A 26,006-nucleotide genomic window follows, 5' to 3' on the forward strand; every position below is an offset into this window, starting at 1 on the left:
TTTGTTGCTTTAAACTCATCGAAAAAAGTCACGCAAAATCAACCGCACTTTCGCATCGTATTCAAGGAGGCAAGGCAATGAAAGGCTCAATTCCACGCCAATTTATTGATGATCTGCTCACAAAATCGAATATTGTCGATGTGATTAATGCGCGTGTGAAACTCAAAAAAGCAGGACGAGATTATCAAGCTTGTTGTCCGTTTCATCACGAAAAAACACCCTCCTTCACGGTCAGTGAGAAAAAACAATTCTATTATTGCTTCGGCTGTGGCGCGAAAGGTAATGCCATTTCATTTTTAATGGATTATGACAAATTAGAATTTGTTGAAGCCGTAGAAGAACTTGCCGCTTCGGCAGGGCTTGAAGTGCCTTATGAAAAACGCCCAAATCAATTCGGCAATAAACCGGATGTGAGCTATCAGACAAAACGTAATTTATACGATTTGATGCAAGAGATTGCATCGTTTTATCAAGCGCAACTCCCGCTAAGTATTCCTGCTCAAAGCTATCTTCAGCAACGTGGTTTATCGCCAGAAATTATTGCTCGTTTTCAAATCGGTTATGTGCCCAATGCGATGGATACGGTGTTGCGTCAATTCGGCAAAAATCGAGAAGAACAGAAAAAGCTGTTTGATTTAGGTATGCTTTCTCGAAACGATCGTGGCAGTGTGTACGATAAATTCCGTAATCGCATTATGTTTCCGATTCGGGATAAACGTGGTCGTACGGTTGCCTTTGGTGGACGTGTTTTAACGGATGAAAAACCCAAGTATTTGAACTCCCCCGAAACCATTACATACCATAAAGGTAATGAACTTTATGGCTTGTATGAAGCCTTACAAATCAATGATGAGCCAGAAAAATTACTGGTGGTTGAAGGCTACATGGACGTGGTGGCATTAGCGCAATTTGGTGTGAATTATGCCGTGGCTTCTCTTGGTACATCGACGACCTCGGAACAAATTCAATTATTGTTCCGTTCAACAGAGCAAGTCATTTGCTGCTACGATGGCGATAGAGCAGGGCGTGATGCTGCTTGGCGTGCACTTGAAAACGCCTTGCCTTATCTGGAGGATGGACGACAAATTAAGTTTATTTTCCTGCCAGATGGAGAAGATCCGGATACTTATATTCGTCAATATGGTAAAGAAAAGTTTGAAGAATATATTGATCAAGCTCAGTCTCTCACAGAATTCTTATTCGCGCATTTAAGTCCACAAGTAGATTTCTCGACGCAAGAAGGACGAGGCAAATTAGTGGCACTCGCGGCGCCTTTAATTCGTCAAATTCCTGGTGATATGTTGCGCTTGTCATTACGCAATATGTTGGCGCAAAAGCTTGGGATCTTTGATCAATCGCAGCTTGAAAGCTTAATTCCAAATCAAATAGACAAAGCTGAACCAAAACCTAAAACGCCACAAAAAACCATTAAGAAAACGCCAATGCGTGTGGTGATTTCGCTGTTATTACAGAATTCACAATTGGTGAATCGTATTTCGGATGTGGGGTTGCAAGCCTTAAAGCATGAAGCGGGTTACGAATTACTCGAAAAATTGACCGCACTTTGCCGTGAGCGAGAGGGCATTACAACAGGACAAATCTTAGAATATTTTCGCGATACAGAATTCAGCAAGCCCCTTGAAATATTGGCGTCTTGGGATCATCTATTAGACGACTTAGAAATCATTAATGCATTCTCTCAAAACTATCGTCGATTGAATATTCAAGCAATTGAACGAGATATTGAAATGCTGATTGCAAAAGAAAGGGCGGAAGGCTTAACTGATCAAGAGCGAGCAATTTTAGTGAATTTGCTCAAGGGAAAAGAAGAGCAGAAAAAACAGTTAGTTAATCCGTCATAACAATGGTAAAATCTCCTGTTCAAAACAAGGGCTTTTATCTTCCAAAAATAACGCAAAACGGGAATAAAAATGGAACAAAATCAACAATCTACCGCAGAGCAATATTCAGAACAAATTGAACAGCTTATGGAATTGGGTCGTACGCAAGGTTATTTAACCTATGCGGAGATTAATGACTTACTTCCAGAAGATTTGATCGATCCAGAATATTACGATAAGTTGTTGCAAACTTTACAGCATGATGCGGGTATTCCGGTTCTGGATGAAGCGCCGGAAAGTGACGAAATGATGTTGAATGACACGATTCCGGATGAAGATGCAGTGGAAGAAGCAACGCAGATTTTATCCAATGTGGAATCTGAAATCGGTCGTACAACCGATCCTGTGCGTATGTATATGCGTGAAATGGGTACCGTTGATCTTCTTACCCGTGAAGATGAAATCAGCATTGCAAAACGTATTGAAGAAGGAATTGACGAAGTTCAAACTGCGATTGCTGCTTACCCAGAAGCGTTAACTGAATTATTAGATAATTATGACCAGGTTGAAGCGGGTAATTATCGTTTAGCTGATTTAATCACAGGCTTTGTGGATCCAAATGTTCCAGAAGAGGAAACCGCAAACATTGATGAAAATTTTGCTGATGAAGAGGAAAGTGTTGAAGTCGCTGCAGAAGTTGATGATGAGAGCGATGAGGAAGATGAAAGCGAAAACAGCTCAAGTTCTGATGACAGTGATTCAGATAACAGCATCGATCCTGAAGTAGCGCGTGAAAGATTTGCGGCATTAAGAGAGCAACACACAAAAACATTAGCAACTATTGCAAAACACGGACGCAGTGGTAAACGCGCAAAAGACCAAATTGCGCTACTCGCAGATATATTTAAACAATTCCGTTTAGTGCCTAAACAATTCGATGTACTTGTTTTATCAATGAAGAATATGATGAAGCGTGTACGTTCAGAAGAGCGTCAACTACAAAAAGTATTAGTTGATATTGCGGGCATGCCAAAAGATGAATTTGAGGCACTGATTATTGCTAATGGTAGCAGTGATGCATGGGTAGCAAAAGCATTAAAATCAACGAAAGCTTGGGCAAAACGTTTACCAAAATATGAAGAGCGTATTCGTTTATCTTTAGATAACTTAGCGAATATTGAACAGCAAACTAATCTTACCATCCAACAAATGCGTGAGATTTGCGATGCGGTGTCTCGTGGTGAACAAAAAGCTCGCCGTGCGAAAAAAGAAATGGTTGAAGCCAACTTACGTTTGGTCATTTCTATTGCGAAAAAATATACTAACCGAGGTTTACAATTCTTGGATTTAATTCAAGAAGGGAATATCGGTTTGATGAAGGCGGTAGATAAATTTGAATACCGTCGTGGTTATAAATTCTCCACCTATGCAACCTGGTGGATTCGTCAGGCCATTACTCGTTCGATTGCGGACCAAGCACGTACAATCCGTATTCCTGTTCATATGATTGAAACGATTAACAAATTAAATCGTATTTCTCGTCAAATGCTACAAGAAATGGGTCGCGAAGCGACGCCAGAAGAGCTTGCTGAACGCATGGGGATGCCAGAAGATAAAATTCGTAAAGTACTTAAAATTGCGAAAGAACCAATTTCTATGGAAACGCCAATCGGTGATGATGATGATTCACATTTAGGTGACTTCATCGAGGACTCAACCCTTGAGTTACCATTAGATTCTGCAACCGCACAAAGCTTGAAAGTGGCGACTCATGAAGTATTAGAAGGTTTAACACCTCGTGAAGCAAAAGTATTACGTATGCGTTTTGGTATTGATATGAATACTGACCATACACTTGAAGAAGTGGGTAAACAATTTGATGTAACCCGTGAGCGTATTCGTCAGATTGAAGCGAAAGCATTGCGTAAATTACGTCATCCAAGTCGTTCTGAAACCTTAAGAAGTTTCTTAGATGAGTAATTGTTCATTCATATAAAAAAGAAAAGGCAGAAATATCTGCCTTTTTTATTTGATTAAATTTGGTTATTTACCACCAAATCACATTCCTTTAAAATACGCACCTTTCGTTATTCAAAAAAACAAAAAAGGAACTTTATGGAAGAATCTCAAGAACTAGAAAAGCTGCCTCGAGTAGTGACTAGTGTATTAAAAGTGATATTAAGTTTTTCACTTATTGCTTTGGCTTTAGTGTTGATTATTGCTTTAGCTAAAATCACCTATACCTTAGCAATTATGGTGTTCAATACATCAAGCGTAGTGCCTTATGATGTTGCTGAACAAGCCGTGATGTTTTTCTTATATTTCGGTTTTATTGGCCTAATCGTGCAATATTTTAAAAGCGGCTATCACTTTCCTCTGCGTTATTTTATTTACGCGGGGATTACCGCTATGTTGCGTCTGATTATTGTGAATCATGAGAGTTCAGTTGATACTATCTTATTCGCAGGCGCGATTTTAATTATGGTTATTGCACTTTGTTTAGTGTTGTATTCCAATAAAATTAAAATTTAAAAGTGCGGTCATTTTAACTGAGATTTTGGAATGGATTATTCCGGTACAATCCATTCCACTGTCCAACTTCCCGTACCTTCAGGGACGAGAGTTTGGGTCAAATAAGGCAAAATAGATTTCATTTGTTGTTCTAATTGCCAAGGTGGATTAATCACGACCATACCACTCGCGGTCATACCACGTTGATCGCTATCAGGGCGAACAGCCAATTCAATTTTCAAAATTTTACGAATTCCTGTTGCTTCTAATCCTTTAAAAATGCGTTTTGTTTGTTGGCGTAGTACCACGGGATACCAAATCGCATAAGTGCCTGTTGCAAAGCGTTTATAACCCTCTTCGATCGCTTTCACGACGAGATCATAATCTTCTTTTAATTCATAAGGCGGATCAATAAGCACTAAACCACGGCGTTCTTTGGGTGGAAGTGTCGCTTTGAGTTGTTGGAAACCATTTTCTGATTTTGTGGTGATATTCTTGAATTCTTTAAAATTATTCCGTAACAATGGAAAATCGCTCGGGTGTAATTCTGTCAGTAATGCACGATCTTGAGAACGCAATAATTGCGCGGCAATCATTGGAGATCCAGCATAATAGCGTAATTCTTTACCGCCATAATTGAGCTTTTTAATGAGATCCACGTAGCGAGCAACTTCTTCGGGTAAATCTGTTCTTTCCCAAAGTCTCCCAATTCCCTCTTTATATTCGCCGGTTTTTTCTGATTCGTTAGAACTTAAGCGATAACGACCGACACCTGAATGGGTGTCGAGATAGTAGAAACCTTTTTCTTTCAGCGAGAGATTTTCCAAAATCAGCATCAACACGATGTGTTTTAGCACATCGGCATGGTTGCCGGCATGGAAACTGTGACGATAACTTAACATGGTTTGTCCTTTTGACGTAAAAAAGTGCGGTCAAAATTAACCGCACTTTTAGTATTTAAATCGTTAGAATAATTCTTCTGGTTGCGTTGCTGGAATCGCGTCTTTGGTTTTGCCGGTTCCACCATTTAAGCGTTGTTGCAACTCTGGTGGGACATAATAACCGCGCTCTTGCATTTCTGCAACATAAGTGCGTTTAGGCTCGGTACCAACGATAAAGTATTCTTTACGACCACCACCCTCAGAAAGTAAACCCGAGTTACTATCAATGGTTTTTTCCATGATGTTTGGTGGAAGTTCAAGTTGACGTTCTGGTATATCAGAAAGTGCCGCTTTCATATAAGCGACCCACGCCGGCATTGCGGTTTTCGCACCTGCTTCACCTTTACCTAATACGCGTTTGTTATCATCGAAACCGACATAGGTTGTGGTGACTAAGTTTGCACCAAAACCTGCATACCAAGCCACTTTCGCACTATTGGTGGTACCGGTTTTACCACCGATGTCACTACGTTTAATACTTTGAGCAATACGCCAGCTGGTACCTTTCCAACTAAGTCCTTGCTCACCATAAATCGCCGTATTTAATGCGCTACGGATTAAGAAGGCTAATTCACCACTAATCACACGAGGTGCGTATTCTTGTTTCGCTGCACCGTCTTTCGCATCCGCCATTAAATCCACAGAACCATCATTTAATGCTGATGTTTGAAGTTCTGGCAAGTCTGGTACATTGTCTGGTTGCTGATCTCCCTCACCCTCATCTGTATCGGTATTGCTATTACCTTTGGCTGATTTTAGCTTATCTGGATTAGCCACTTCTGCGACATCTTTAAAGCCATCAATTTTATCTTTAGTTTCACCATAAATTACAGGAATGTCGTTACAGGTGATACAAGCAATTTTCGGGTTTGCAATAAATAAATCTTTACCGGTATTATCTTGAATTTTTTCGATAAGATAAGGATCAATTAAGAAACCACCGTTATCAAATACCGCGTAAGCACGCGCCATTTCCAATGGCGTGAAGGATGCCGCACCTAATGCAAGCGCTTCACTGGCAAAATATTGGTCGCGTTTGAATCCAAAACGTTGCAAGAAGTCCGCGGTAAAGCCAACACCTGCAGTTTGTAGTGCACGGATGGCAATCATGTTTTTAGATTGACCTAAACCTACACGTAAACGCATTGGACCGTCATAACGATCAGGTGAGTTTTTCGGTTGCCACAAAGGTTGTCCTGGTTTTTGAATAGAGATAGGACTATCTTGCAATACGCTTGAAAGGGTTAAACCTTTTTCTAATGCAGCCGCATAGATAAATGGTTTAATCGAAGAACCAACTTGCACTAAAGATTGAGTTGCACGGTTAAATTTACTTTGTTCGTAACTAAAACCACCCACCATCGCTTCAATGGCACCATTATCTGAGTTTAATGAAACTAATGCGGAGTTAGCTGCAGGGATTTGGCCTAAAATCCATTCACCGTTATCACGTTTACGAATCCAAATTTGTTCGCCCACTTTAACCGGTGATCTTCCCGCCCAACGCATTGCATTAGAAGAAAGCGTCATTGTTTCATTATTGGCTAAAAGTAATTCTGCACCATTCTTACCTAATGCGGTTACTGCTGCAGGAATAAACGGTTCTGAATCAGGTAATTTTTTCAAGAAAGCGACAATGCGTTCATTATCCCATGGGGCTTCACCTTTTTTCCAAAGTGGTGCACCGCCACGCCAGCCATGACGCATATCATAATCGATCAGGTTATTACGGACGGCTTTTTGTGCTTCCGCTTGATCTTTTGAAAGTACAGTCGTGAAGACTTTATAACCTTTGGTGTAAGCATCTTCTTCACCAAAACGCTTCACCATTTCTTGACGAACCATTTCAGTTACATAGTCTGCACGGAACTCAAATTTAGCACCGTGATAGCTTGCGACGATTGGCTCTTTAATCGCTGCATCATATTCTGCTTTGGTGATTTTATTCTCATCAAGCATTCGACTTAAAACCACATTTCGACGTTCTTCCGCACGTTTTGGCGAATAGAGTGGATTCATGGTAGAAGGCGCTTTTGGCAAGCCAGCAATGACGGCCATTTCAGACAGCGTTAATTCATCTAAGTTTTTACCAAAGTAGGTTTGTGCGGCAGCTGCGACGCCATAAGAACGATACCCTAAGAAAATTTTATTTAAATAGAGTTCTAAAATTTCTTGTTTACTTAAGGCATTTTCAATTTCAATGGCTAAGACTGCTTCGCGAGCTTTACGAATAATGGTTTTTTCTGGCGTTAAGAAGAAGTTACGCGCAAGCTGTTGCGTAATGGTACTTGCCCCTTGAGATGCACCACCATTGTTGACGGCAACAAAAATCGCACGAGCAATACCAACAGGATCTAAGCCATGATGTTCATAAAAACGGCTATCTTCTGTTGCTAAGAAGGCATCTTGCAGACGCTGAGGCACATTTTCTAATTTCACAGGAATACGGCGTTGTTCACCGACTTCACCGATTAATTTGCCATCAGCCGTATAGATTTGCATCGGCTGTTGCAATTCAACAGTTTTTAGGCTTTCTACCGATGGCAAGGAGGATTTTAAGTGAAAATACAGTACACCACCGGCGACTAACCCCAGTATACATATCGTAAATAGGGTACTTAATATTAATTTTGCGATCCGCATCGTAAAATTCTCTCTGGTTTAATGAATATTCAAAAAATCAAAATTATGATCTTGGCTGCTAAGTATAAAAGATTAATCCCTTAAAGAATAGGAAAGAATATGGGAATTGCTCATAGAAAGCAGCGAAAACAACAAATTGGTGTGAGTAAACAACAAGATAACCTCTATTTTGTTTGGCTAGATGAATTCCACAAAGTTCAATCTATTTGCTTGAATGGACAACAAAAGGACATTTTTTCCCAGTTATTGCCTCATTTACCACAAAAAACGAACCAATGTTGTTTTATCGGCGCCATTTCCCCCCATTTAACTTGGTCTAAAACGCTTATTTTACCGCAAACACTCAATGCTCAGGAGTGTGAACAACAATGTCGTTTCATTTTGCAAAAAGAATTACCGATTCCGTTGGATGAATTATGGTTTGATTATCTGACCACGCCATTAAAACAAGGTTTTCGTTTGGATATCACGGCTATTCGAAAAGAAAGTGCCAATGCAGAATTAGCAAAATATTTGCCGCTAAAATTGACCGCACTTGATTTACTGAATCACAGCATTTTGCGTGCATTTTATGCCATTTTAGGGCAAGAGCCGACGAACGCCTTGTTTTTATATCAAGATCAACAAGGTTGTCTCGCCGTTTGTGAACGCTTACAACAACGACAAGTCTTACAATCTCAAAGTGATTTATCTGAGCTTTATCAACAATTTATCCAGCGTTTTCCTGAAACAATAGAACAGATTTATGTGTATCAAACGCCCGATATATTAAATTCACGCACAATCGAATTACTGCCTCAGGATTGGCCACGAATCGAAACAGATTTACCTTTCATCGCTTTAGGCAATGCACTCTGGCAAACCGATTTAAAGCTCGTGGATTTATCCTCAAAAACGACCGCACTTTTGACTCCAAGTAATCGGGAGAGTGGTGATGTTAAGCCTTAATCTATTGCCTTGGCGCTTAGAACAACATCAAAAGGCCTTTCGTCGTTTTATGTGGCAAGGTTTAATTTGGCTAGCTTGTTTAGTTTTGATTGTTGTTGGATTGAACCAACTCAATGAACAACAAGGGCAAGCCCTAAGCCAGACAAAAGAAAAACTGACACAAATTACTCATCAAGTCCATCAGAAACGCATTCAAGTTCAGCAACTACAAAGTAACTTAAAAGAACTGAATGAGCTGACAGAAATGGAGACGGAATATGTGTATCGAATGCTTAATTTATTAACTGAGTTGCCATTACAACAAGGTGAGTTAGATGAATTTACGCTCAATGCTAAGCAAGTTGTCCTTTCAGGCATGACAGAAAGCCAACAAGAGTTTGAAGAGATACATCAATTTCTCAAACGCCATTTTACAGAGGTTAACTTAACTAAGTTTCAACCAGTGCAACAGCAGTTGTTCTTTCAATTTGATATTCATTTATCGGAGCTTGTGCAATGAGAAACCTTATCAACGAGATCGTTCAAAAAAGTGCGCAAAGTTGGTTTGGGCGATGGCTTCGATTACCTCAAATGGTCCATGCTGCCTTTTGGTTGAGTGCATTAAGTGCGGTCATCTTTTTACCTGTTTTTCGTTACGTTGAAAACAGTAATGAACGACATCGACTTGACGCAGAATTGAGTTTGCAACAACAAGAGTGGGAGAAACAGGAAAAGATTTTACAAACCTTAAGACAAAAGTCAGACAGCCGACAACTTTCTCCAGAATTGGCTAATTCTGTGTTGCCGATAAATCAGCATGTGCAGGCGTTGTTAAATGGGCGACTTCGAGCGTTGGATTTGCGTTGGGATTTTTCTCAACATACTTTGTTCCATTTGTCGTTACAAGGCTATTTTGTCGATTTACAGCAATTTTTGATCGCACTTTTAAGCGATGTTCCTACACTTTCGTTAACGCAATTAAACATTGAAAAATTAGATGAAGAGGAAAATGCTTCTATTACATGTGAGTTAATTTTCCAATTAAATAAGGATAAATAATGAAAAAGCTCTTCTTAATCTTGATAGCGTTTTTTTCTGTATCGTCATTTTCGCAAGATCCTTTTGATCGTAAACAAAGAGAACAAACCGAATATCCAAAAGAGGGGCTCACCCTACCGCCGGTGTCGGCTTGCGTGTATTCGGAGCCGAGACTGGCGGAGGAAAGCCCATTGGCTCAGCTACATATTGTGGGAGTCGTGCAATATGGTAAACAGGCAGAAGTGTTATTTAATGATGATGGGCATATTCTGTCTGTTCAAGTCGGGCAGAGGATTGGAAAAGAAGGCTATTTAATCGAAAAAGTGAGTAAAAACAGCGTGATGCTTCAAAGTTATAAAGTAGGGCAATGTGAACAAACAACCTCAATCATAATGAGATTTTAAAATGATAAAGCAGAAAATAAAAACAAAGTGCGGTCAGTTTTTAATGTGTTTTTTGATCCTATGGACAACTTACTCATCGGCAGAAAATCGCGTATTTTCACTTCGCTTAAAACAAGCACCCATGGTGGCGACACTCCAGCAACTTGCTCTTGAGCAAAATACTAATTTAATGATTGATGATGAGTTAGAAGGAACACTTTCATTACAATTAGATAACGTAGATTTTGATCGTTTATTGCGTTCTGTGGCAAAAATCAAAGGGCTCTCTTTTTATCAAGAAAATGATATTTATTATTTGGGTAAGCCTTCTCAACATGAACAATATGCAGAGAAAATGACAGAATCTATGGCGATTAACGGGGAAAGTTTGTCTAGTGAAATACCACTTGTGAGTACAACGATTAAACTGCATTTTGCTAAGGCCTCTGATGTGATGAAATCGTTAACAACAGGGAGCGGTTCTTTGCTTTCACCTAGCGGCACAATTACATTTGATGATCGAAGCAATGTGTTACTGATTCAGGATGATGCTCGTTCTGTCAAAAATATCAAAAAATTAATTGCAGAGCTGGATAAACCCATTGAACAAATTGTCATTGAAGCACGTATTGTGACGATTACCGATGAAAGCCTAAAAGAATTAGGTGTGCGTTGGGGCATTTTTAATCCCACTGAAACTGCCCATCGAGTGAGTGGTAGTCTAGATGCGAATGGCTTTAGTAATATCAGTAATAATTTAAACGTGAATTTTGCGACAACGGTCACGCCAGCTGGCTCATTAGCGCTTCAAGTCGCTAAAATTAATGGTCGATTATTAGACTTAGAATTGACCGCACTTGAACGTGAAAATAACGTAGAAATTATTGCAAGCCCTCGCTTACTCACGACTAATAAGAAAAGCGCAAGCATTAAACAAGGGACAGAAATTCCTTATGTGGTGACGAATGGTAAAAATGATACGCAATCAGTAGAGTTTCGCGAGGCTGTCTTAGGATTGGAAGTTACGCCGCATATTTCTAAGGATAATAATATTTTATTGGATTTATTAGTGAGTCAAAATTCCCCGGGGAATCGCGTGGCTTACGGACAAAATGAAGTCGTATCCATTGATAAACAAGAAATTAATACACAAGTGTTTGCCAAAGATGGCGAAACGATTGTATTGGGTGGTGTATTCCACGATACGATCACGAAAGGTGTTGATAAAGTCCCATTATTGGGCGATATTCCAGGTATTAAACGCTTATTTAGTAAGGAAAGTGAACGTCATCAAAAGCGAGAACTCGTGATTTTTGTGACCCCTCATATTTTGAAACAAGGTGAAGGAATGGAAATGGCTAAAAAAGAAAAGCATTTTAAGCAAGTTGAAAAAGCGAAAAAATAAAGTGCGGTCAATTTCTCTCATGTTTTCTCATTTTTTTCAGTTTAGCTGTGTGCATTGCAAGCGAACTATTCATCTTGGTCGAAATGGATTGTGCAGTCAATGCCAGAAGCAAATTAAAACTTTCCCTTATTGTGGTCGATGTGGTTCACCCTTGCAGCATTATGCAATGGGCTGTGGACATTGTTTGAAAAATGAACCCGCTTGGGATCGTATTGTGATTATTGGGCATTACCTCGAACCACTTTCTTCACTTATTCATCGTTTTAAATTCCAAAAACAGTTTTGGTTAGATCGCAGCTTATCGCGTTTGCTTTATCTTGCGGTGCGAGAGGCAAGACGAACGCATGGGCTCTCGCTGCCACAGGCAATTATTCCAGTACCGTTATATCATTTTCGACAATGGCAACGGGGCTACAACCAGGCTGATTTATTAGCGAGCTGGTTGAGCCGTTGGTGTGATGTGCCTAACTGTCACCATGTGGTGAAACGAATTAAACATACCCACACTCAACGAGGTTTAACCGCAAAAGATCGACGACACAATCTTAAAAATGCTTTTGCAGTGAATACCAAAGAATCTTTTCCTTATGAACGCGTTGCGTTGGTGGATGATGTGATTACAACCGGCTCAACGTTGGCAGAAATAGCCAAACAACTTCGAAAATTAGGTGTAAAAGAAATTCAGGTGTGGGGCTTGGCGCGAGCCTAAATTTTTAAAGATAGAATTTATCTATATCTATAAAAATAGGAATAGATGTAGAAAAAATTGCCGTATAGGAGTATCATTCTTGATATATTGCATCAAGTATTAGGACTTTATTTATGGAACAAATTTTTATTTCAGATGCTGCACAAGCACATTTTCGGAAACTTTTAGATACACAAGAAGAAGGTACAAATATTCGTATTTTTGTCGTGAATCCGGGTACACCTGGAGCGGAATGTGGCGTATCTTATTGCCCGCCAAATTCAGTTGAAGCGACTGATACTGAAATGAAATACGATACTTTTTCAGCATTTGTGGATGAGATTAGTTTACCGTTTTTAGAGGATGCGGAAATTGATTATGTAACAGAAGAGCTTGGTGCTCAGCTTACTTTAAAAGCACCTAACGCAAAAATGCGTAAAGTTGCAGATGATGCGCCTTTAATTGAGCGCGTAGAGTATGTGATCCAAACACAAATTAATCCTCAATTAGCCAGCCATGGCGGTAAAATCACATTAATTGAAATTACCGATGATGGCTATGCAGTTCTACAATTTGGTGGTGGTTGTAATGGTTGCTCAATGGTGGATGTCACCTTAAAAGATGGTGTAGAGAAACAGTTAGTTTCTCTCTTCCCAAATGAATTAAAAGGTGCAAGAGATGTAACAGAACACCAACGTGGTGAACATTCTTATTATTAGTAATCGAAGATAAAAAAGGGCGAATTATTCGCCCTTTTATTTTTTAAGCAGAAGATAATTTCTGTAACAACCGATCCATGGCTCGATATCCTAGCGCTTCTGCTAAATGAGGTTGTTGTATCTCTTTTTCGCCATTTAAATCAGCAATTGTGCGTGAGACTTTTAAAATCCGATGATAGGCTCTTACTGAAAGTCCAAGCTTATTCAGTGCATTCTCAAGGAATAATGCATCTTTATCTTGTAATTTACAGTCCCGTTCAATTTCTTTGCTTGAAAGATACGCATTGATTTTACCGGCTCGAGCAAGTTGAATTTCCCTTACTTTTAACACTTTTTCTCGTACTTGTTGGCTTGTCTCGCCTCTATCTCCTGTATTCTGTAAGCTACCTTGTGGCAGAAGCGGTACTTCAATAGATAAATCAAAGCGATCTAAAAATGGCCCTGAAAGTCGGTTTAAATAACGCATCACTTGCTGCGGCGAGGTTCGGTTATGTGTTCCAGTATAATGCCCCGTTGGACTTGGATTCATCGCTGCAACGAGCTGAAAGCGAGCGGGGAACTGGATTTTCGCATTGGCACGCGAAATAATAATTTCTCCACTTTCTAATGGCTGGCGAAGTGCATCAAGCACTTTACGCTCAAACTCAGGTAATTCATCAAGAAAAAGTACGCCGTTATGTGCGAGCGATATTTCGCCTGGTTTTGGAATGGTTCCTCCACCTACTAAGGCAGGTAATGAGGCACTATGATGTGGCGCTCGAAACGGACGCTGTTTCCAGTTATGAAAATTTAATTCATTTTGTACTAAGCTTGTAACCGAAGCGGTTTCAATGGCTTCTAAATCGGTCATTTCAGGGAGCAATGTAGTGAGACGACTTGCCAGCATGGTTTTACCCGTCCCTGGTGGCCCTAAAAAGAGTAGGTTATGCTGACCAGCGGCAGCTATTGTTAGTGCTCGTTTAGCATGTTGCTGACCAATAATATCGGTCAAATCTAAGTGATTTTTAGCTGAAAATCCGACCGCACTTTCTTGTGCCAGTAATGAGGCTAGAGGCAATTTTTCTTGATTATTTAAGAATTGCACGACTTCCAAAAGGTTTTTAGCGAAATAAGTCTCTTGTTCTGAAACAAGCGAGGCCTCATTGGCATTTTGATAAGCGATAATAGGGGCTCGTTTTGCTTTTTGTGCCGCTAAAATGGCGGGAATGACACCGTGTACACCACGTAATTCACCTGTTAATGCGAGCTCGCCAACGAATTCAAACTGTTTTAAACGGCTGCCATCAAGTTGATCTGATGCAGCTAAAATACCGATTGCAATAGGTAAATCAAATCGTCCCCCTTCTTTGGGCAAATCGGCTGGTGCAAGGTTGACGGTGATGCGTTTAGCAGGATATTTGAACTGGGCATTCATTAATGCACTTCTGACACGATCTTGCGCTTCTTTTACGGTTTTTTCGGGTAGACCAACTAAGGTAAATCCAGGCTTTCCGTTACTTAAGTGTACCTCAATGGTAACAAGAGGAGCTTGTACGCCCATTGAGGCACGGCTATAAACAATGGCAAGAGACATTCAGATTCCTTAAAGTGCGGTCAAAATAATTAGATTTTCGCACTATAAAAAAAAGCACAGAATGAAATCATGCATCCTGTGCTTTTTTTGCGATCTTGATCGCAGAAATCATTTTTTTCTTGATAAAAAGCTACACAAAAAGTGGGGCAAACCAACTATCTAGTTTGGCCGCTAATTTATCAATGCCAATCTTATTTTGTGCAGAAAAGGCTTCGACTTGAATATCACCTTGGAAGGGCAAAATAGCTTCACGTACCATTTTGACTTGTTTGCTACGCGCACTTTGACTGAGCTTATCCGCTTTAGTTAAAAGTAACATAACCGGTAAATCAGCAGAAACAGCCCATTCAATCATTTGTTGGTCGAGATCTTTTAAAGGATGGCGAATATCCATTAAAACAACAAGTCCGCCTAAACATTCGCGTTTTTGCAAATATTCCCCGAGGGATTTTTGCCATTCAATTTTCATTTTCTCAGGAACAGCAGCATAGCCATAGCCAGGTAAATCCACTAGTTTACAATTCGGCTCTACCTCAAAAAGGTTGATGAGCTGCGTACGACCAGGTGTTTTAGAAGTTCTGGCTAAGCTTTTCTGATTGGTTAATGCATTAAGTGCGGTTGATTTTCCTGCATTTGAGCGTCCCGCAAAAGCAATTTCAATCCCTGTATCTTCTGGGATTGAACGAATATTGGGGGCACTCGTGAGAAAATGCGTTTTATGATAATTCAGTTTAATTTCAGACATAATTGTTCCTTTCATCAATTGGCCCTAGCATACCACAAATAGAAAAATTGCTGAAATTGTGAGAGAATGCGCGCTTTGCGTGATTTAAAGCCTCTTTAATTATATTAATAACTATGGAATCTCAAGAGAATCAATATCGCTGGCCAAAAGCGGAAGCCGTTTATCCCGATAGACCAGGGCGTTCTTATGCGCTTAAGCGTTTACGTTATCGTCTTCGCGCTTTTTCACACCGTGGATTAATTGCTCAATTTGAGCAATTTATTAATCAGCATCCTTTCCTTGTGAAATTATTAAATGAACATGCAGATTATAGTTATCCGTTAGTTTATCGCTTTTTAGATAAACGTTTTAACCGTAAGCAGCGTTTCCAAGCTATCTGCGATAATCTACGTTTTTTACCTGAAAAATTGACCGCACTTTCAACACCCATTTATAAAACGCCATTAAGTTTTGGGGTGGTAATTCCTGATTTTGAAATGACATTGTCGATGACCACACACCAACCAATGGAAGGCTATTGGGTATTGGAGTTATGGCATAAACCACGTAATGAATTAGTGTATTTACCCACTTTTGCCAAACTTGGCGAGTCATTGCTTATTTCTGTAGTGCAGGGGCCCAATTTTGAAGGTTCTAAAGAGATGGTCAAGCAACTCACAAAAACTTGTTATGGTTTGCGCCCCGCTTATTTGATGGTGGAAACGATGAAAGCATTGACGAAAGTGTTGGGCTTTAATCAATTGTTAGGTATTCCTCAAAAATATCAAAATAAATCGCGTTTTATTCAAAGCTCTCATTATGTTGTAGATTATGATGCGATTTTTGCTGAATCAGGTGGACAGTTGAAAGATTATTGGGAATTGCCTTTAGAAATAGATAGAAATCTTGATGATGTGCCGAGTAAAAAGCGCTCCATGTATCGCAAGCGTTATGCGATGCTAGATGATTTGGCTAAATTAATCGAAGAAAAGTTAGGATTGTAAAAGTAAAAAGTGCGGTGAATTTTGACCGCACTTTTTGTTTTATAAGACTTTCAAACAAGCCACAAAATGGCTGTTGTTTTGGCTGGTGAAAGATGGTTTTTGTTTCGCACAATTTTCATCAGCTTTCAGACAGCGAGTACGGAACACGCAACCAGACGGTGGATTAATTGGCGAAGGCAAATCACCTTCAAGCAATTCGATGGATTTATTGCGTTCCAATTTTGGATCGGGAATCGGAACTGCAGACATTAAGGCTTTGGTATAAGGATGTTTGGTATTGTTATATACCTCCTCATCACTGCCTAATTCCATGGCATTGCCTAAATACATCACTAACACGCGGTCAGAAATATGTTTTACCACCGCTAAATCATGGGCGATGAAAATTAAGGAAAGCCCCATTTCTTTTTGCAGGGATTTCAATAGATTCACCACCTGTGCCTGAATCGATACATCTAACGCAGAAACGGGTTCATCACAAATGATCATTTTCGGCTCAATGATTAACGCGCGAGCAATACCGATACGCTGACATTGGCCACCAGAAAACTCATGCGGATAGCGGTTAATCAAGTTCGGTAAAAGCCCAACTTTCAACATCATTGCTTGTACTTTTTCTTTCACTTCAACAGCACTTAAGTGAGGCTGGTAGATTTTTAATGGCTCAGCAATGATTTCGCCAATGTTCATGCGAGGATTGAGAGAGGCGAGTGGATCTTGGAAAATCATTTGAATATCTTTACGCGTTTCTTTCCATTGTTTCGCTGATTGTTTTCGTAAATTTTTACCAAGCCACAAGATTTCCCCTTCACTCGCTTCGACTAAACCGATAATAGCGCGTGCAAGTGTGGATTTACCGCAACCAGATTCACCTACTACGCCAAGGGTTTCACCTGCATAAAGTTTAAAGGATACATCCTTTACCGCTTTTAAGGTTTGCGGTTTGGCGAAGAAAAGGGATTTCTCATTTTTAATTTTAAAACTAACGCCTAAGTGATTGACTTCAAGGAGTAATTCTTTGTTGTTTGAGACTGTCATAGGGTAAATTTCTCCTCGGGTAACCAACAATTACGTAATTGACTGTGATTAAATGTAGTCAGTTTGGGCGCAGTTTGGCATTGTTCGGTAGCAAATTGGCAACGTGGTGAGAATGGACAACCTTTTGGCAAATGTAACAAATTTGGTGGATTGCCAGGAATGGTTACCAAGTGTTCCTCATTGCCGTCTAAGCGAGGAATTGCATCCATTAAGCCAATGGAATAAGGATGAGTCGGATGATAGAAAATTTGTTCCGCTGTGCCGTATTCCATGGTTCGCCCGGCATACATCACCATGACTTGATCGCAAATACCTGCTACCACACCAAGATCATGGGTAATCATAATAATTGCGGTATTAAATTCACGTTTTAACTCATTTAATAAAGTCATGATTTGCGCTTGAACGGTCACATCTAAAGCGGTGGTGGGCTCATCGGCAATAAGTAGTTTTGGACGGCATAATAAGGCCATCGCAATCATCACGCGTTGACGCATACCGCCTGAAAACTCGTGCGGATACATGCCCATACGTTTTTTTGCTTCCGGCATTTTAACGGCATCTAACATTTTCACGGATTCGGCAAAGGCAGTTTGTTTATCATAACCTTTATGCAATTGCAGCACTTCCATGAGTTGTTCACCGATTTTCATGTAAGGATTTAGCGACGTCATTGGATCTTGGAAAATCATGGAAATTTGCTCGGCGCGGATTTTATTCAATTCAGCATTCGGTAAATTAACTAATTCTTTCCCTTGAAAAATGGCTGAACCTTCCACTTCACCGTTGGCTGCTAATAAACCCATTAAAGCAAAGGCCGTTTGTGACTTGCCTGAACCACTTTCACCTACAATACCGAGCGTGCTCCCCGCATTGAGCGTGAAGTTTAAGTCATTTACTGCTGTGACAACGCCATCAGGTGTTTTGAAGCGAACGTAGAGATTTTTTACATCTAATAAAGGATTCATGATTCGCTCCTATCTATCTTTCGGATCGAGTGCATCACGCAACCCGTCACCGATAAAGTTAAAACAAAATAGGGTAAGGCAAAGGAAAAATGCCGGGAAAATTAATAGCCAAGGCGACACTTCCATTTGCGCAGCCCCATCACTTAATAGCGCGCCCCAACTGCTCATCGGTTCTTGTGTACCTAATCCTAAGAAGCTTAAGAATGATTCAAATAGGATGAGTCCAGGTACTTCAAGTGAGGCATACACTGCTACTAAGCCTAATACATTCGGAATAATGTGTTTCAAAATGATTTGGCGACGTGGCACGCCACAAACGATGGCGGCTTCGACAAATTCTTTATTTTTTAGACTGAGCGTTTGTCCACGCACGATACGTGCAAGGCCAAGCCAAGCAATGGCTCCGATTGCGATAAAAATTAAGAAAATGTTTTGACCAAAAAGGGTCACTAACAAAATGACGAAGAACATAAATGGAAATGAGCTAAGAATTTCCAAAAAGCGCATCATCAACATATCCGTTTTACCGCCCACATATCCGGAAATTGCCCCATAAATTGTGCCGATAGTCACGGAAATGAAAGCGCCAGCGATACCGACTAATAATGAAATACGTCCTCCAATAGCGGTACGTACCAGTAAGTCTCGCCCCGAGGCATCGGTACCGAAGAAGTGATAGCCTTCCATTGTTGGTGCGGCACTCATCATATTCCAATCGGTATCTTCATAGGTAAAGGGGAAGAACCAAGGCGCTACGGTGATAAATATAATAATAAACGCCAAAATAATCAGACTGGCAACGGCTGCTTTGTTACGGAAAAAACGGCGTTTCGCATCTTGCCATAGGCTGCGGCCTTCCAGTTGCATTTCTTCAATACGGTCAGCCACTTGCTCCACAAAATCCGCATTTTTCTGATTAATCGGCTGAGTACGATAATCTGTCATAACTTATCCTTAATAACGAATTTTTGGATCGATGATGGCGTATAAAATATCCACAATCGCATTAAATAAAATGGTTAATGTCCCCACTAAAATGGTGAGGCTTAAAACTAAAGAATAATCACGGTTTAATGCGCCGTTTACAAATAATAACCCCATGCCAGGTAAACCAAATACACTTTCGATGACCATTGAGCCGGTAATAATCCCTACGAAAGCAGGTCCTAAATAGGTAATCACAGGTAAAAGGGCTGGGCGCAAAGCATGTTTTAAAATGATTCTCGACGTGGAAAGTCCTTTAGCTTTGGCAGTTCGAATAAAGTTGGAATGCAACACTTCAATCATCGAGCCACGCATGATACGCGCAATCCCTGCAACATAAGCGATAGTTAAGGAAGCTACAGGTAAAATAATGTACATTGCTGAACCGCCGTTCCAACCACCAGCTGGCAGCCACCCTAAATAAATGGCGAAAATCAGCACCAAGACTGGTGCGAAGACAAAGCTTGGCATAATGACCCCAAGCATCGAGAAACTCATCAAAATATAATCCCAACGGCTATTTTGATTAAGTGCAGCGAGCGTACCCGCTGTTACCCCTAGCACGACTGCAAAGGCGAAGGCCACCATTCCCAATTTTATGGAAACAGGGAAAGCTGACGCGATTAAATCATTGACTGATTGGTCTTTATATTTAAAAGATGGACCAAAATCGCCTTTGGAAAGATTTTCTAAATAAAGGAAATATTGTTTATATAATGGTTCATTTAAATGATACTTTGCTTCGATATTAGCCATGACTTCTGGCGGATAAGCGCGTTCAGAAGTGAACGGGCTGCCAGGGGCGAGACGCATCAGAAAGAAAGAAAAAGTAATCAAAATAAACAGCGTTGGCAAGGCTTCCAACAGCCGTTTAAAAATAAACTTGAGCATAACAACTCCAACCAAAATGGGCGAAAAGTGCGGTCAAAAAACACGATAATTTTTAACCGCACTTAAATACGAGCAACGAATTAATGTTTAATAATATAAAGGTTGCGTAAGTAAATGTGATCTTGTGGATCTTTGCCTGAATAGCCTTTTACGTAAGGTTTCACTAAGCGAGGATTTACATAGTTAAAGATTGGCACGATACCGAAATCTTTTGCAAGAATTTCTTCGGCTTTCGCGTAGGCCTTTGCACGTCCTTCCGCATCCGTTGCGACATAAGATTCAGCAATGGCTTTATCGTATTCAGGGTTCGCATATTTCGCGGTATTGTTACTCGAATTAGATAAGAAATAGTTGCCGAATGTTGTTGCTTGGTTGTAATCCGCATTCCATCCTGCACGTGCCGCGTCGTAACGACCTGCACGACGACTATCAATGTAGGTTTTCCACTCTTGGTTTTCTAATTTCACATCAATTAAACCTTTGGTGTTCGCTTTCCACATAGATGCCGCAGCAATGGCCACTTTTTTGTGGTTTTCATTGGTATTGTAAAGAATACTGAATTTCAACGGATTCGCTTTGCTGTAGCCAGCTTCCTCTAAGAGTTTAATGGCTTCTTCATTACGTTGTGCCATTGGTTCTTTTGAATAAGCAGGTTGTTGAATGAGGTGACCTTCTTCGATGTAAGTTGGGGTAAACACATAGGTTGGTGTTTGACCTTGGCCTAAAACTTTATCGGTGATCACATTACGATCAAGGGATAAGTTCAAGGCTTTACGAACATTCACGTTATCAAAAGGCGCTTTCTTATTGTTTAACTCGTAAGAATAGGTCGCAAGAGTTCGTGTCGTGAATACTTCACCAGGCAACTCTTTTTGTAATTTCGCAAATTGTTCTGGTGGTAGGGCGTAGTTCGTCATATCTAAATCACCTGCGCGATAACGCGCCACATCAGTACTTGGGTTTTCAATGGCGAGGAATGTTGCGCTGTTAATGACAGTCTCTTTATCGTTCCAGTAGAGTGGGTTGCGTTCAAATTCGATTTTTTCGTTAACAATGTGGTTTGCCAGTTTATAGGCACCGTTACCTACATAGTTTTCTTTTTTCACCCATGCATCACCCAATTTTTCGACTACTTTTTGCGGTAATGGCAATAAGGATTGGTGAGTCGTTAAACTAACCGCATAAGGGACAGGATTGGTCGCATGAACTACAAAGGTATAATCATCTTTTGCTTCAACCCCTAATTCAGCTGGTTTTTTCTTACCGTCAATGATGTCTTGCGCATTTTCTACTTGTAAATAACTTAAGTAACTTGCGTAAGGCGCAGCAGTTGCAGGATCCACTAAACGACGCCACGCAAACACAAAATCGTGCGCGGTAACGGGATCACCATTTGACCATTTTGCATCTTTACGTAAATGGAATGTCCAAGTTTTAAAGTCTGGTGTGTTTTCCCAGCTTTCAGCTACACCCGGTTGAAGTTTACCTTCAGAGTCTGAGGTGACGAGGCCTTCAAGTAATTGATAAGCAACGCTAGATTCGGGCACACCTTCGGTTTTTTGTGGGTCAAAACTTTGCGGTTCAGCCCCGTTGTTGATCACGATATGTTGTTTTTCATCTAATTGCGTTCCTTCAGGCACTATAACTGCTTGCGCAGAATAGGAAAGAGCAAGAGCAATTGCAGAGAAAAGTAGTTTGTGTTGCATTTGAGCCTCCTTGTCATTAGGCGATATTTTTATAAAGAGTCTTCTTATTAGCTCAAAATTTCATTTTTGTAAAGATTTGTCAGGTAATTATTTAAAGAAAAATAACATTTTGTGATTTGTATCTAATAAATCGCGAAAAAATTGCTAAAAGTGATGGTATGAGAGGATAAATTTAGAATGCATTGGTTTTCCCTATCGTAAATATTTTCCTGGACGAATTACCTTTTTAAAGCTAATTATGCTATCGTAAGACAGTCGAATTCAAACAAATCCATTCAAGGAGAATATAATGACAACTCAGTTAGATTCACTTCGTAGTATGACCGTCGTCGTGGCTGATACGGGCGATATTGATGCTATTAAAAAATACCAACCGCAAGATGCAACAACAAACCCATCTTTAATTTTAAGTGCTTCAGCATTACCACAATATGCACCATTAATTGATGAAGCGATTGCTTATGCCAAAGCGCAAAGTGCAGATAAAGCGCAACAATTAATTGATGCAGAAGATAAATTAGCGGTAAACATCGGTTTAGAAATTTTAAAAATTGTCCCAGGACGCATTTCAACTGAAGTGGATGCACGTCTCTCTTACGATACTCAAGCAACCGTTGAAAAAGCACGTAAACTTATCGCACTTTATAATGCGGCAGGTATTTCAAATGATCGTATTTTGATCAAAATTGCTTCAACATGGCAAGGTATTCGTGCAGCAGAAATTCTTGAAAAAGAAGGCATTAACTGCAACTTAACCTTATTATTCTCCGAAGCGCAAGCACGTGCGTGTGCTGAAGCAGGAGTTTACTTAATTTCACCATTTGTCGGTCGTATCTTAGACTGGTACAAAGCAAATACTGATAAAAAAGAATATGCTCCAGCAGAAGACCCAGGTGTTATTTCTGTAACCAAAATTTATAACTACTACAAAGAATATGGTTATAAAACCGTGGTGATGGGCGCAAGTTTCCGTAATGTCGGTGAAATTATTGAATTAGCAGGTTGTGACCGTTTAACTATTGCGCCTGCTTTACTTAAAGAATTACAAGAAAACACAACTCCACTTGTGCGTAAATTAGAGTACAAAGGTGAAGTAAAAGCGAAACCTCAACCGTTAACTGAAGCAGAGTTCTACTGGCAACATAACAGCGATGCGATGGCTGTAGAAAAATTAGCAGATGGTATTCGTAAATTTGCAGTAGACCAAGAGAAATTAGAAGCAATGCTTTCAGCAAAACTTTAATTTGATAGAGAAGAAAGTGCGGTTAGAAATAACCGCACTTTTTGTTTATGCAGGGAACAAAAGTGATTTTTTGAAAACTAAAAAATACGATTTCAATAATGGCTAACAGAAAGAGTAATCTCAAGGCTTAAATAAATTCTTTTGTAGTTATCTTTCAAGTTGGTTAGAATAAAGACAATTTTTTGTAATAGGAAAGTGGAATGAAAAAAGCACCTTTACTTGCGGTAGGCTTAATGGCAACGGCTGTTTTAACAGGTTGTGCAACTAAAGCTGATGGTGAACGCAATGATAAATTAGAAGGTTTTAACCGTACGATGTTTGATTTTAACTATAAAGTCATGGATCGTTATGTGTTGGAACCTGCAGCAAAAGGCTGGCGTGATTACGTGCCGACACCGGTCACAAAAGGTTTATCCAATGTAGCAAACAACTTGGATGAGCCAGTGAGCTTTGTAAACCGTTTATTAGAAGGTGAGCCGAAAAAAGCCTTTGTTCACTTCAACCGTTTTTGGATTAACTCAACCTTTGGTATTGGTGGCTTATTTGACTTTGCAAGTGCAAGTAAAGAATTACAGGTTTATGATCAACGTAGCTTTGGTGAAACATTGGGCACCTACGGTGTAGATGCGGGAGCCTATATTGTATTGCCTATCTATAATGCGACGACACCTCGTCAATTAACGGGGGCAGTAGTTTATGCAGCTTATACCTATCCGTTCTGGAATTGGGTAGGTGGCCCGTGGTCACTTGTGAAATACGGTGTGCAAGCGGTAGATAAACGCTCGAAAACATTGGACCAAACCGAGTTGCTAAATCAAGCACAAGATCCTTATGTCACCTTCCGCGAAGCTTATTATCAGAATTTAGAATTTAAAGTAAATGATGGTAAAGTGAAAGAAGGTTCACAGAAAGAGCTCTCTGATGATGTATTAAAAGAGATTGATTAAGAATACTCATATAAGTGATTAAGACGCTTATATGTTAGGATAGTAAGCGTGTTTATACGTCAAGATTAAAGGAGAATATCATGACTAAAATCATTCATACAGAAAAAGCCCCTGCCGCAATCGGCCCTTATGTTCAAGCGGTAGATTTAGGTAATTTAGTTTTAACATCTGGACAAATTCCCGTTAATCCGGCGAATGGTGAAGTGCCGAAAGATATTGTGGCTCAAGCGCGTCAATCTTTAGAGAATGTGAAAGCGATTATTGAACAAGCGGGTTTGACCGTGGGTGATATTGTGAAAACCACGGTGTTTGTGAAAGATCTTAATGATTTTGCAGCAGTAAATGCAGAGTACGAGAAATTCTTCAAAGAAAATAATCATCCGAATTTCCCTGCGCGTTCTTGTGTAGAAGTAGCTCGATTACCAAAAGATGTAGGTGTGGAAATCGAAGCAATTGCTGTAAGAAAATAATCGAAAAGTGCGGTTAAAATCTGCAGATTTTTTCTACAATAGACTTTACAAGAGCGAGATTAATCACTATAATCTCGCTCCTAAATTACGCTTAGCGTAAAATTTCTGGTTGGTGCTTGACCTATTCAAGCCCCGTCCAAGACCGTAGGGAATGGTTAGCAATAATCGTCTTAATAATCCTACGTAGATGGTGAACAGAATAAGAATATTTCTTGCTTCTGGGCACCGAAGTCGTCCTAGTCTGAAAGATAACTCTTTCGATGAGGTAAATTAATTCCGAGAAATCGGAGTGTATTCAGGAGCTAAAAGCCAATGGCATTAAATCTTCAAGACAAACAAGCAATTGTTGCCGAAGTAAATGAAGCAGCCAAAGGTGCACTTTCAGCAGTAATCGCGGACTCTCGTGGTGTAACTGTTGATAAAATGACTGAATTACGTAAAGCAGCTCGTGAAGCTGGTGTAACAATGCGCGTTGTTCGTAATACTTTATTACGTCGTGCGGTTGAAGGCACTGATTTCGAATGCTTACAAGATACGTTTGTAGGTCCAACACTTATCGCATTCTCTAATGAACACCCAGGTGCAGCAGCACGTTTGTTCAAAGATTTTGCTAAAGCAAACGATAAGTTTGAAATTAAAGGTGCAGCCTTTGAAGGTAAGATCCAAGATGTTGAATTCTTAGCAACATTACCAACTTACGAAGAAGCAATTGCACGTTTAATGGGCACAATGAAAGAAGCTGCGGCAGGCAAACTTGTTCGCACTTTTGCGGCATTACGCGACAAATTACAAGAAGCAGCTTAATCATTAAGCGTTTCTTACTTCATTTAACTTTATTAATTTTAGGAATTGATTGTTATGTCATTAACTAACGAACAAATCATTGAAGCGATCGCTTCTAAATCTGTAACTGAAATCGTTGAATTAATCGCAGCGATGGAAGAAAAATTCGGCGTTTCTGCAGCAGCAGTAGCAGCAGCTCCAGCAGCTGGCGGTGCAGCAGCAGCGGCAGAAGAAAAAACTGAATTCGACGTAGTTCTTGCTGAAGCTGGTGCTAACAAAGTAGCAGTTATCAAAGCAGTACGTGGTGCAACTGGTTTAGGCTTAAAAGAAGCTAAAGATTTAGTTGAATCTGCTCCAGCTAACTTAAAAGAAGGCATTTCTAAAGAAGAAGCTGAAGCACTTAAGAAAGAATTAGAAGAAGCTGGTGCAAAAGTAGAAATCAAATAATTTTTGATTTACTTATGTCCTGTTTCTCAGGCTTAATGGCTGGTGGTTTACCATCAGCCATTTTGTGCTATCAAAAACAGCACAAAAAACAGATAGGCATTTTCCGTTTAATGGTATCTGTTTCCACTTAAA

General features: G+C 40.0%; 24 protein-coding genes and 2 pseudogenes. 16 read left to right on the forward strand and 10 right to left on the reverse strand.

Features of this window, described 5'->3' with window-relative positions; genetic code table 11:
• The first annotated feature begins 77 nt into the window (after positions 1-77).
• The 3 genes from dnaG (at position 78) to psiE (ending at position 4,373) form a co-directional block, all read left to right on the forward strand.
• Positions 78-1,862, forward strand: coding sequence for a DNA primase (gene dnaG / locus O3746_RS07205; RefSeq protein ID WP_371448370.1), 1,785 nt, complete (start codon positions 78-80; stop codon positions 1,860-1,862).
• A gap of 69 nt (positions 1,863-1,931) precedes the next feature.
• On the forward strand, positions 1,932-3,821 hold the full coding sequence (gene rpoD, locus O3746_RS07210) for an RNA polymerase sigma factor RpoD (protein ID WP_371448372.1): 1,890 nt from the start codon (positions 1,932-1,934) through the stop codon (positions 3,819-3,821).
• Between the two features lie 135 nt (positions 3,822-3,956).
• Complete coding sequence (gene psiE / locus O3746_RS07215; RefSeq protein ID WP_049365746.1) at positions 3,957-4,373, forward strand: phosphate-starvation-inducible protein PsiE; 417 nt, start codon at positions 3,957-3,959, stop codon at positions 4,371-4,373.
• A gap of 35 nt (positions 4,374-4,408) precedes the next feature.
• On the opposite strand, the gene O3746_RS07220 is transcribed toward psiE, so the two are convergent.
• From O3746_RS07220 to O3746_RS07230, 3 genes and pseudogenes are all read right to left on the reverse strand, one after another.
• On the reverse strand, positions 4,409-5,254 hold the full coding sequence (locus tag O3746_RS07220; RefSeq protein ID WP_285267447.1) for a 23S rRNA (adenine(2030)-N(6))-methyltransferase RlmJ: 846 nt from the start codon (positions 5,252-5,254) through the stop codon (positions 4,409-4,411).
• A 63-nt stretch (positions 5,255-5,317) separates the two neighbouring features.
• Positions 5,318-6,010: pseudogene (locus tag O3746_RS07225) on the reverse strand (penicillin-binding protein 1A); the annotation flags it as partial.
• Positions 6,011-6,085: 75 nt separating this feature from the next.
• Positions 6,086-7,936: pseudogene (locus tag O3746_RS07230) on the reverse strand (penicillin-binding protein 1A); the annotation flags it as partial.
• Between the two features lie 99 nt (positions 7,937-8,035).
• Between O3746_RS07230 and O3746_RS07235 the strand changes: the two are divergent.
• From O3746_RS07235 to nfuA, 7 genes are all read left to right on the forward strand, one after another.
• A complete protein-coding gene (locus O3746_RS07235; protein ID WP_070776022.1) occupies positions 8,036-8,884 on the forward strand; it encodes a pilus assembly protein PilM in 849 nt (282 codons plus the stop codon).
• On the forward strand, positions 8,871-9,383 hold the full coding sequence (locus O3746_RS07240; protein WP_070592528.1) for a PilN domain-containing protein: 513 nt from the start codon (positions 8,871-8,873) through the stop codon (positions 9,381-9,383). The genes O3746_RS07235 and O3746_RS07240 overlap by 14 nt, the downstream gene beginning before the upstream one ends.
• Entirely contained in the window at positions 9,380-9,922 is a 543-nt protein-coding gene (locus O3746_RS07245) for a competence protein ComC (RefSeq protein WP_070592526.1), read from the forward strand. The genes O3746_RS07240 and O3746_RS07245 overlap by 4 nt, the downstream gene beginning before the upstream one ends.
• Positions 9,922-10,305, forward strand: a complete 384-nt coding sequence (locus O3746_RS07250) for a pilus assembly protein PilP (protein WP_371448377.1) — start codon at positions 9,922-9,924, stop codon at positions 10,303-10,305. The genes O3746_RS07245 and O3746_RS07250 overlap by 1 nt, the downstream gene beginning before the upstream one ends.
• Position 10,306: 1 nt before the next feature.
• Entirely contained in the window at positions 10,307-11,689 is a 1,383-nt protein-coding gene (locus tag O3746_RS07255) for a type IV pilus secretin PilQ (RefSeq protein ID WP_371448379.1), read from the forward strand.
• A gap of 19 nt (positions 11,690-11,708) precedes the next feature.
• Positions 11,709-12,398, forward strand: coding sequence for a ComF family protein (locus O3746_RS07260; protein ID WP_371448381.1), 690 nt, complete (start codon positions 11,709-11,711; stop codon positions 12,396-12,398).
• Between the two features lie 113 nt (positions 12,399-12,511).
• The gene (nfuA, locus tag O3746_RS07265) at positions 12,512-13,096 is read left to right on the forward strand and encodes a Fe-S biogenesis protein NfuA (protein WP_005694707.1); all 585 of its coding nucleotides are present in this window, start codon (positions 12,512-12,514) and stop codon (positions 13,094-13,096) included.
• A 43-nt stretch (positions 13,097-13,139) separates the two neighbouring features.
• On the opposite strand, the gene O3746_RS07270 is transcribed toward nfuA, so the two are convergent.
• Together O3746_RS07270 and yihA are read right to left on the reverse strand one after the other, a co-directional pair.
• Complete coding sequence (locus tag O3746_RS07270; RefSeq protein ID WP_371448383.1) at positions 13,140-14,669, reverse strand: YifB family Mg chelatase-like AAA ATPase; 1,530 nt, start codon at positions 14,667-14,669, stop codon at positions 13,140-13,142.
• Positions 14,670-14,799: 130 nt separating this feature from the next.
• Positions 14,800-15,414: a ribosome biogenesis GTP-binding protein YihA/YsxC gene (gene yihA, locus O3746_RS07275; protein WP_014064661.1), complete on the reverse strand. Its 615-nt coding sequence runs from the start codon at positions 15,412-15,414 to the stop codon at positions 14,800-14,802.
• A gap of 113 nt (positions 15,415-15,527) precedes the next feature.
• Here yihA and O3746_RS07280 point away from each other — a divergent pair, with 113 nt between their 5' ends.
• Entirely contained in the window at positions 15,528-16,397 is an 870-nt protein-coding gene (locus O3746_RS07280) for a DUF535 family protein (protein ID WP_290993292.1), read from the forward strand.
• Between the two features lie 39 nt (positions 16,398-16,436).
• Here the strand turns inward: O3746_RS07280 and oppF are convergent, their stop codons facing one another.
• The 5 genes from oppF to O3746_RS07305 form a co-directional block, all read right to left on the reverse strand.
• The gene (gene oppF / locus O3746_RS07285) at positions 16,437-17,435 is read right to left on the reverse strand and encodes a murein tripeptide/oligopeptide ABC transporter ATP binding protein OppF (RefSeq protein WP_288293706.1); all 999 of its coding nucleotides are present in this window, start codon (positions 17,433-17,435) and stop codon (positions 16,437-16,439) included.
• Positions 17,432-18,403, reverse strand: a complete 972-nt coding sequence (locus O3746_RS07290; protein ID WP_288293705.1) for an ABC transporter ATP-binding protein — start codon at positions 18,401-18,403, stop codon at positions 17,432-17,434. The genes oppF and O3746_RS07290 overlap by 4 nt, the downstream gene beginning before the upstream one ends.
• 9 nt (positions 18,404-18,412) lie before the next feature.
• Positions 18,413-19,348, reverse strand: a complete 936-nt coding sequence (oppC, locus tag O3746_RS07295) for an oligopeptide ABC transporter permease OppC (RefSeq protein WP_005651799.1) — start codon at positions 19,346-19,348, stop codon at positions 18,413-18,415.
• Positions 19,349-19,357: 9 nt separating this feature from the next.
• The gene (gene oppB / locus O3746_RS07300; protein WP_014064666.1) at positions 19,358-20,278 is read right to left on the reverse strand and encodes an oligopeptide ABC transporter permease OppB; all 921 of its coding nucleotides are present in this window, start codon (positions 20,276-20,278) and stop codon (positions 19,358-19,360) included.
• Between the two features lie 80 nt (positions 20,279-20,358).
• On the reverse strand, positions 20,359-21,984 hold the full coding sequence (locus O3746_RS07305; protein ID WP_371448389.1) for an ABC transporter substrate-binding protein: 1,626 nt from the start codon (positions 21,982-21,984) through the stop codon (positions 20,359-20,361).
• A gap of 289 nt (positions 21,985-22,273) precedes the next feature.
• On the opposite strand from O3746_RS07305, the gene tal reads away from it, so the two are divergent.
• From tal to rplL, 5 genes are all read left to right on the forward strand, one after another.
• Complete coding sequence (gene tal / locus O3746_RS07310; protein WP_371448391.1) at positions 22,274-23,227, forward strand: transaldolase; 954 nt, start codon at positions 22,274-22,276, stop codon at positions 23,225-23,227.
• Positions 23,228-23,427: 200 nt separating this feature from the next.
• Positions 23,428-24,174, forward strand: a complete 747-nt coding sequence (locus O3746_RS07315; protein WP_371448393.1) for a VacJ family lipoprotein — start codon at positions 23,428-23,430, stop codon at positions 24,172-24,174.
• An 80-nt stretch (positions 24,175-24,254) separates the two neighbouring features.
• Positions 24,255-24,644: a RidA family protein gene (locus O3746_RS07320; RefSeq protein ID WP_054420364.1), complete on the forward strand. Its 390-nt coding sequence runs from the start codon at positions 24,255-24,257 to the stop codon at positions 24,642-24,644.
• 312 nt (positions 24,645-24,956) lie between these two features.
• On the forward strand, positions 24,957-25,448 hold the full coding sequence (rplJ, locus tag O3746_RS07325) for a 50S ribosomal protein L10 (protein WP_005694693.1): 492 nt from the start codon (positions 24,957-24,959) through the stop codon (positions 25,446-25,448).
• Positions 25,449-25,502: 54 nt separating this feature from the next.
• Positions 25,503-25,874 (forward strand): 50S ribosomal protein L7/L12, encoded by a 372-nt coding sequence (gene rplL, locus O3746_RS07330; RefSeq protein WP_049357197.1) that lies wholly within the window; start codon positions 25,503-25,505, stop codon positions 25,872-25,874.
• The last annotated feature ends 132 nt before the right edge of the window (positions 25,875-26,006 follow it).

The sequence above is a fragment of the Haemophilus sp. 27098_8_127 genome (genome assembly GCF_041433495.1).
Lineage (GTDB): Bacteria > Pseudomonadota > Gammaproteobacteria > Enterobacterales > Pasteurellaceae > Haemophilus_D.

What these genes read in the sequence shown, in the direction of transcription:
- dnaG (WP_371448370.1), top strand. Translation starts at nt 78, where the DNA reads ATGAAAGGCTCAATTCCACGCCAATTTATTGATGATCTGCTCACAAAA.
- rpoD (WP_371448372.1), top strand. Translation starts at nt 1,932, where the DNA reads ATGGAACAAAATCAACAATCTACCGCAGAGCAATATTCAGAACAAATT.
- psiE (WP_049365746.1), top strand. Translation starts at nt 3,957, where the DNA reads ATGGAAGAATCTCAAGAACTAGAAAAGCTGCCTCGAGTAGTGACTAGT.
- O3746_RS07220 (WP_285267447.1), bottom strand. Translation starts at nt 5,254, where the DNA reads ATGTTAAGTTATCGTCACAGTTTCCATGCCGGCAACCATGCCGATGTG.
- O3746_RS07235 (WP_070776022.1), top strand. Translation starts at nt 8,036, where the DNA reads ATGGGAATTGCTCATAGAAAGCAGCGAAAACAACAAATTGGTGTGAGT.
- O3746_RS07240 (WP_070592528.1), top strand. Translation starts at nt 8,871, where the DNA reads ATGTTAAGCCTTAATCTATTGCCTTGGCGCTTAGAACAACATCAAAAG.
- O3746_RS07245 (WP_070592526.1), top strand. Translation starts at nt 9,380, where the DNA reads ATGAGAAACCTTATCAACGAGATCGTTCAAAAAAGTGCGCAAAGTTGG.
- O3746_RS07250 (WP_371448377.1), top strand. Translation starts at nt 9,922, where the DNA reads ATGAAAAAGCTCTTCTTAATCTTGATAGCGTTTTTTTCTGTATCGTCA.
- O3746_RS07255 (WP_371448379.1), top strand. Translation starts at nt 10,307, where the DNA reads ATGATAAAGCAGAAAATAAAAACAAAGTGCGGTCAGTTTTTAATGTGT.
- O3746_RS07260 (WP_371448381.1), top strand. Translation starts at nt 11,709, where the DNA reads ATGTTTTCTCATTTTTTTCAGTTTAGCTGTGTGCATTGCAAGCGAACT.
- nfuA (WP_005694707.1), top strand. Translation starts at nt 12,512, where the DNA reads ATGGAACAAATTTTTATTTCAGATGCTGCACAAGCACATTTTCGGAAA.
- O3746_RS07270 (WP_371448383.1), bottom strand. Translation starts at nt 14,669, where the DNA reads ATGTCTCTTGCCATTGTTTATAGCCGTGCCTCAATGGGCGTACAAGCT.
- yihA (WP_014064661.1), bottom strand. Translation starts at nt 15,414, where the DNA reads ATGTCTGAAATTAAACTGAATTATCATAAAACGCATTTTCTCACGAGT.
- O3746_RS07280 (WP_290993292.1), top strand. Translation starts at nt 15,528, where the DNA reads ATGGAATCTCAAGAGAATCAATATCGCTGGCCAAAAGCGGAAGCCGTT.
- oppF (WP_288293706.1), bottom strand. Translation starts at nt 17,435, where the DNA reads ATGACAGTCTCAAACAACAAAGAATTACTCCTTGAAGTCAATCACTTA.
- O3746_RS07290 (WP_288293705.1), bottom strand. Translation starts at nt 18,403, where the DNA reads ATGAATCCTTTATTAGATGTAAAAAATCTCTACGTTCGCTTCAAAACA.
- oppC (WP_005651799.1), bottom strand. Translation starts at nt 19,348, where the DNA reads ATGACAGATTATCGTACTCAGCCGATTAATCAGAAAAATGCGGATTTT.
- oppB (WP_014064666.1), bottom strand. Translation starts at nt 20,278, where the DNA reads ATGCTCAAGTTTATTTTTAAACGGCTGTTGGAAGCCTTGCCAACGCTG.
- O3746_RS07305 (WP_371448389.1), bottom strand. Translation starts at nt 21,984, where the DNA reads ATGCAACACAAACTACTTTTCTCTGCAATTGCTCTTGCTCTTTCCTAT.
- tal (WP_371448391.1), top strand. Translation starts at nt 22,274, where the DNA reads ATGACAACTCAGTTAGATTCACTTCGTAGTATGACCGTCGTCGTGGCT.
- O3746_RS07315 (WP_371448393.1), top strand. Translation starts at nt 23,428, where the DNA reads ATGAAAAAAGCACCTTTACTTGCGGTAGGCTTAATGGCAACGGCTGTT.
- O3746_RS07320 (WP_054420364.1), top strand. Translation starts at nt 24,255, where the DNA reads ATGACTAAAATCATTCATACAGAAAAAGCCCCTGCCGCAATCGGCCCT.
- rplJ (WP_005694693.1), top strand. Translation starts at nt 24,957, where the DNA reads ATGGCATTAAATCTTCAAGACAAACAAGCAATTGTTGCCGAAGTAAAT.
- rplL (WP_049357197.1), top strand. Translation starts at nt 25,503, where the DNA reads ATGTCATTAACTAACGAACAAATCATTGAAGCGATCGCTTCTAAATCT.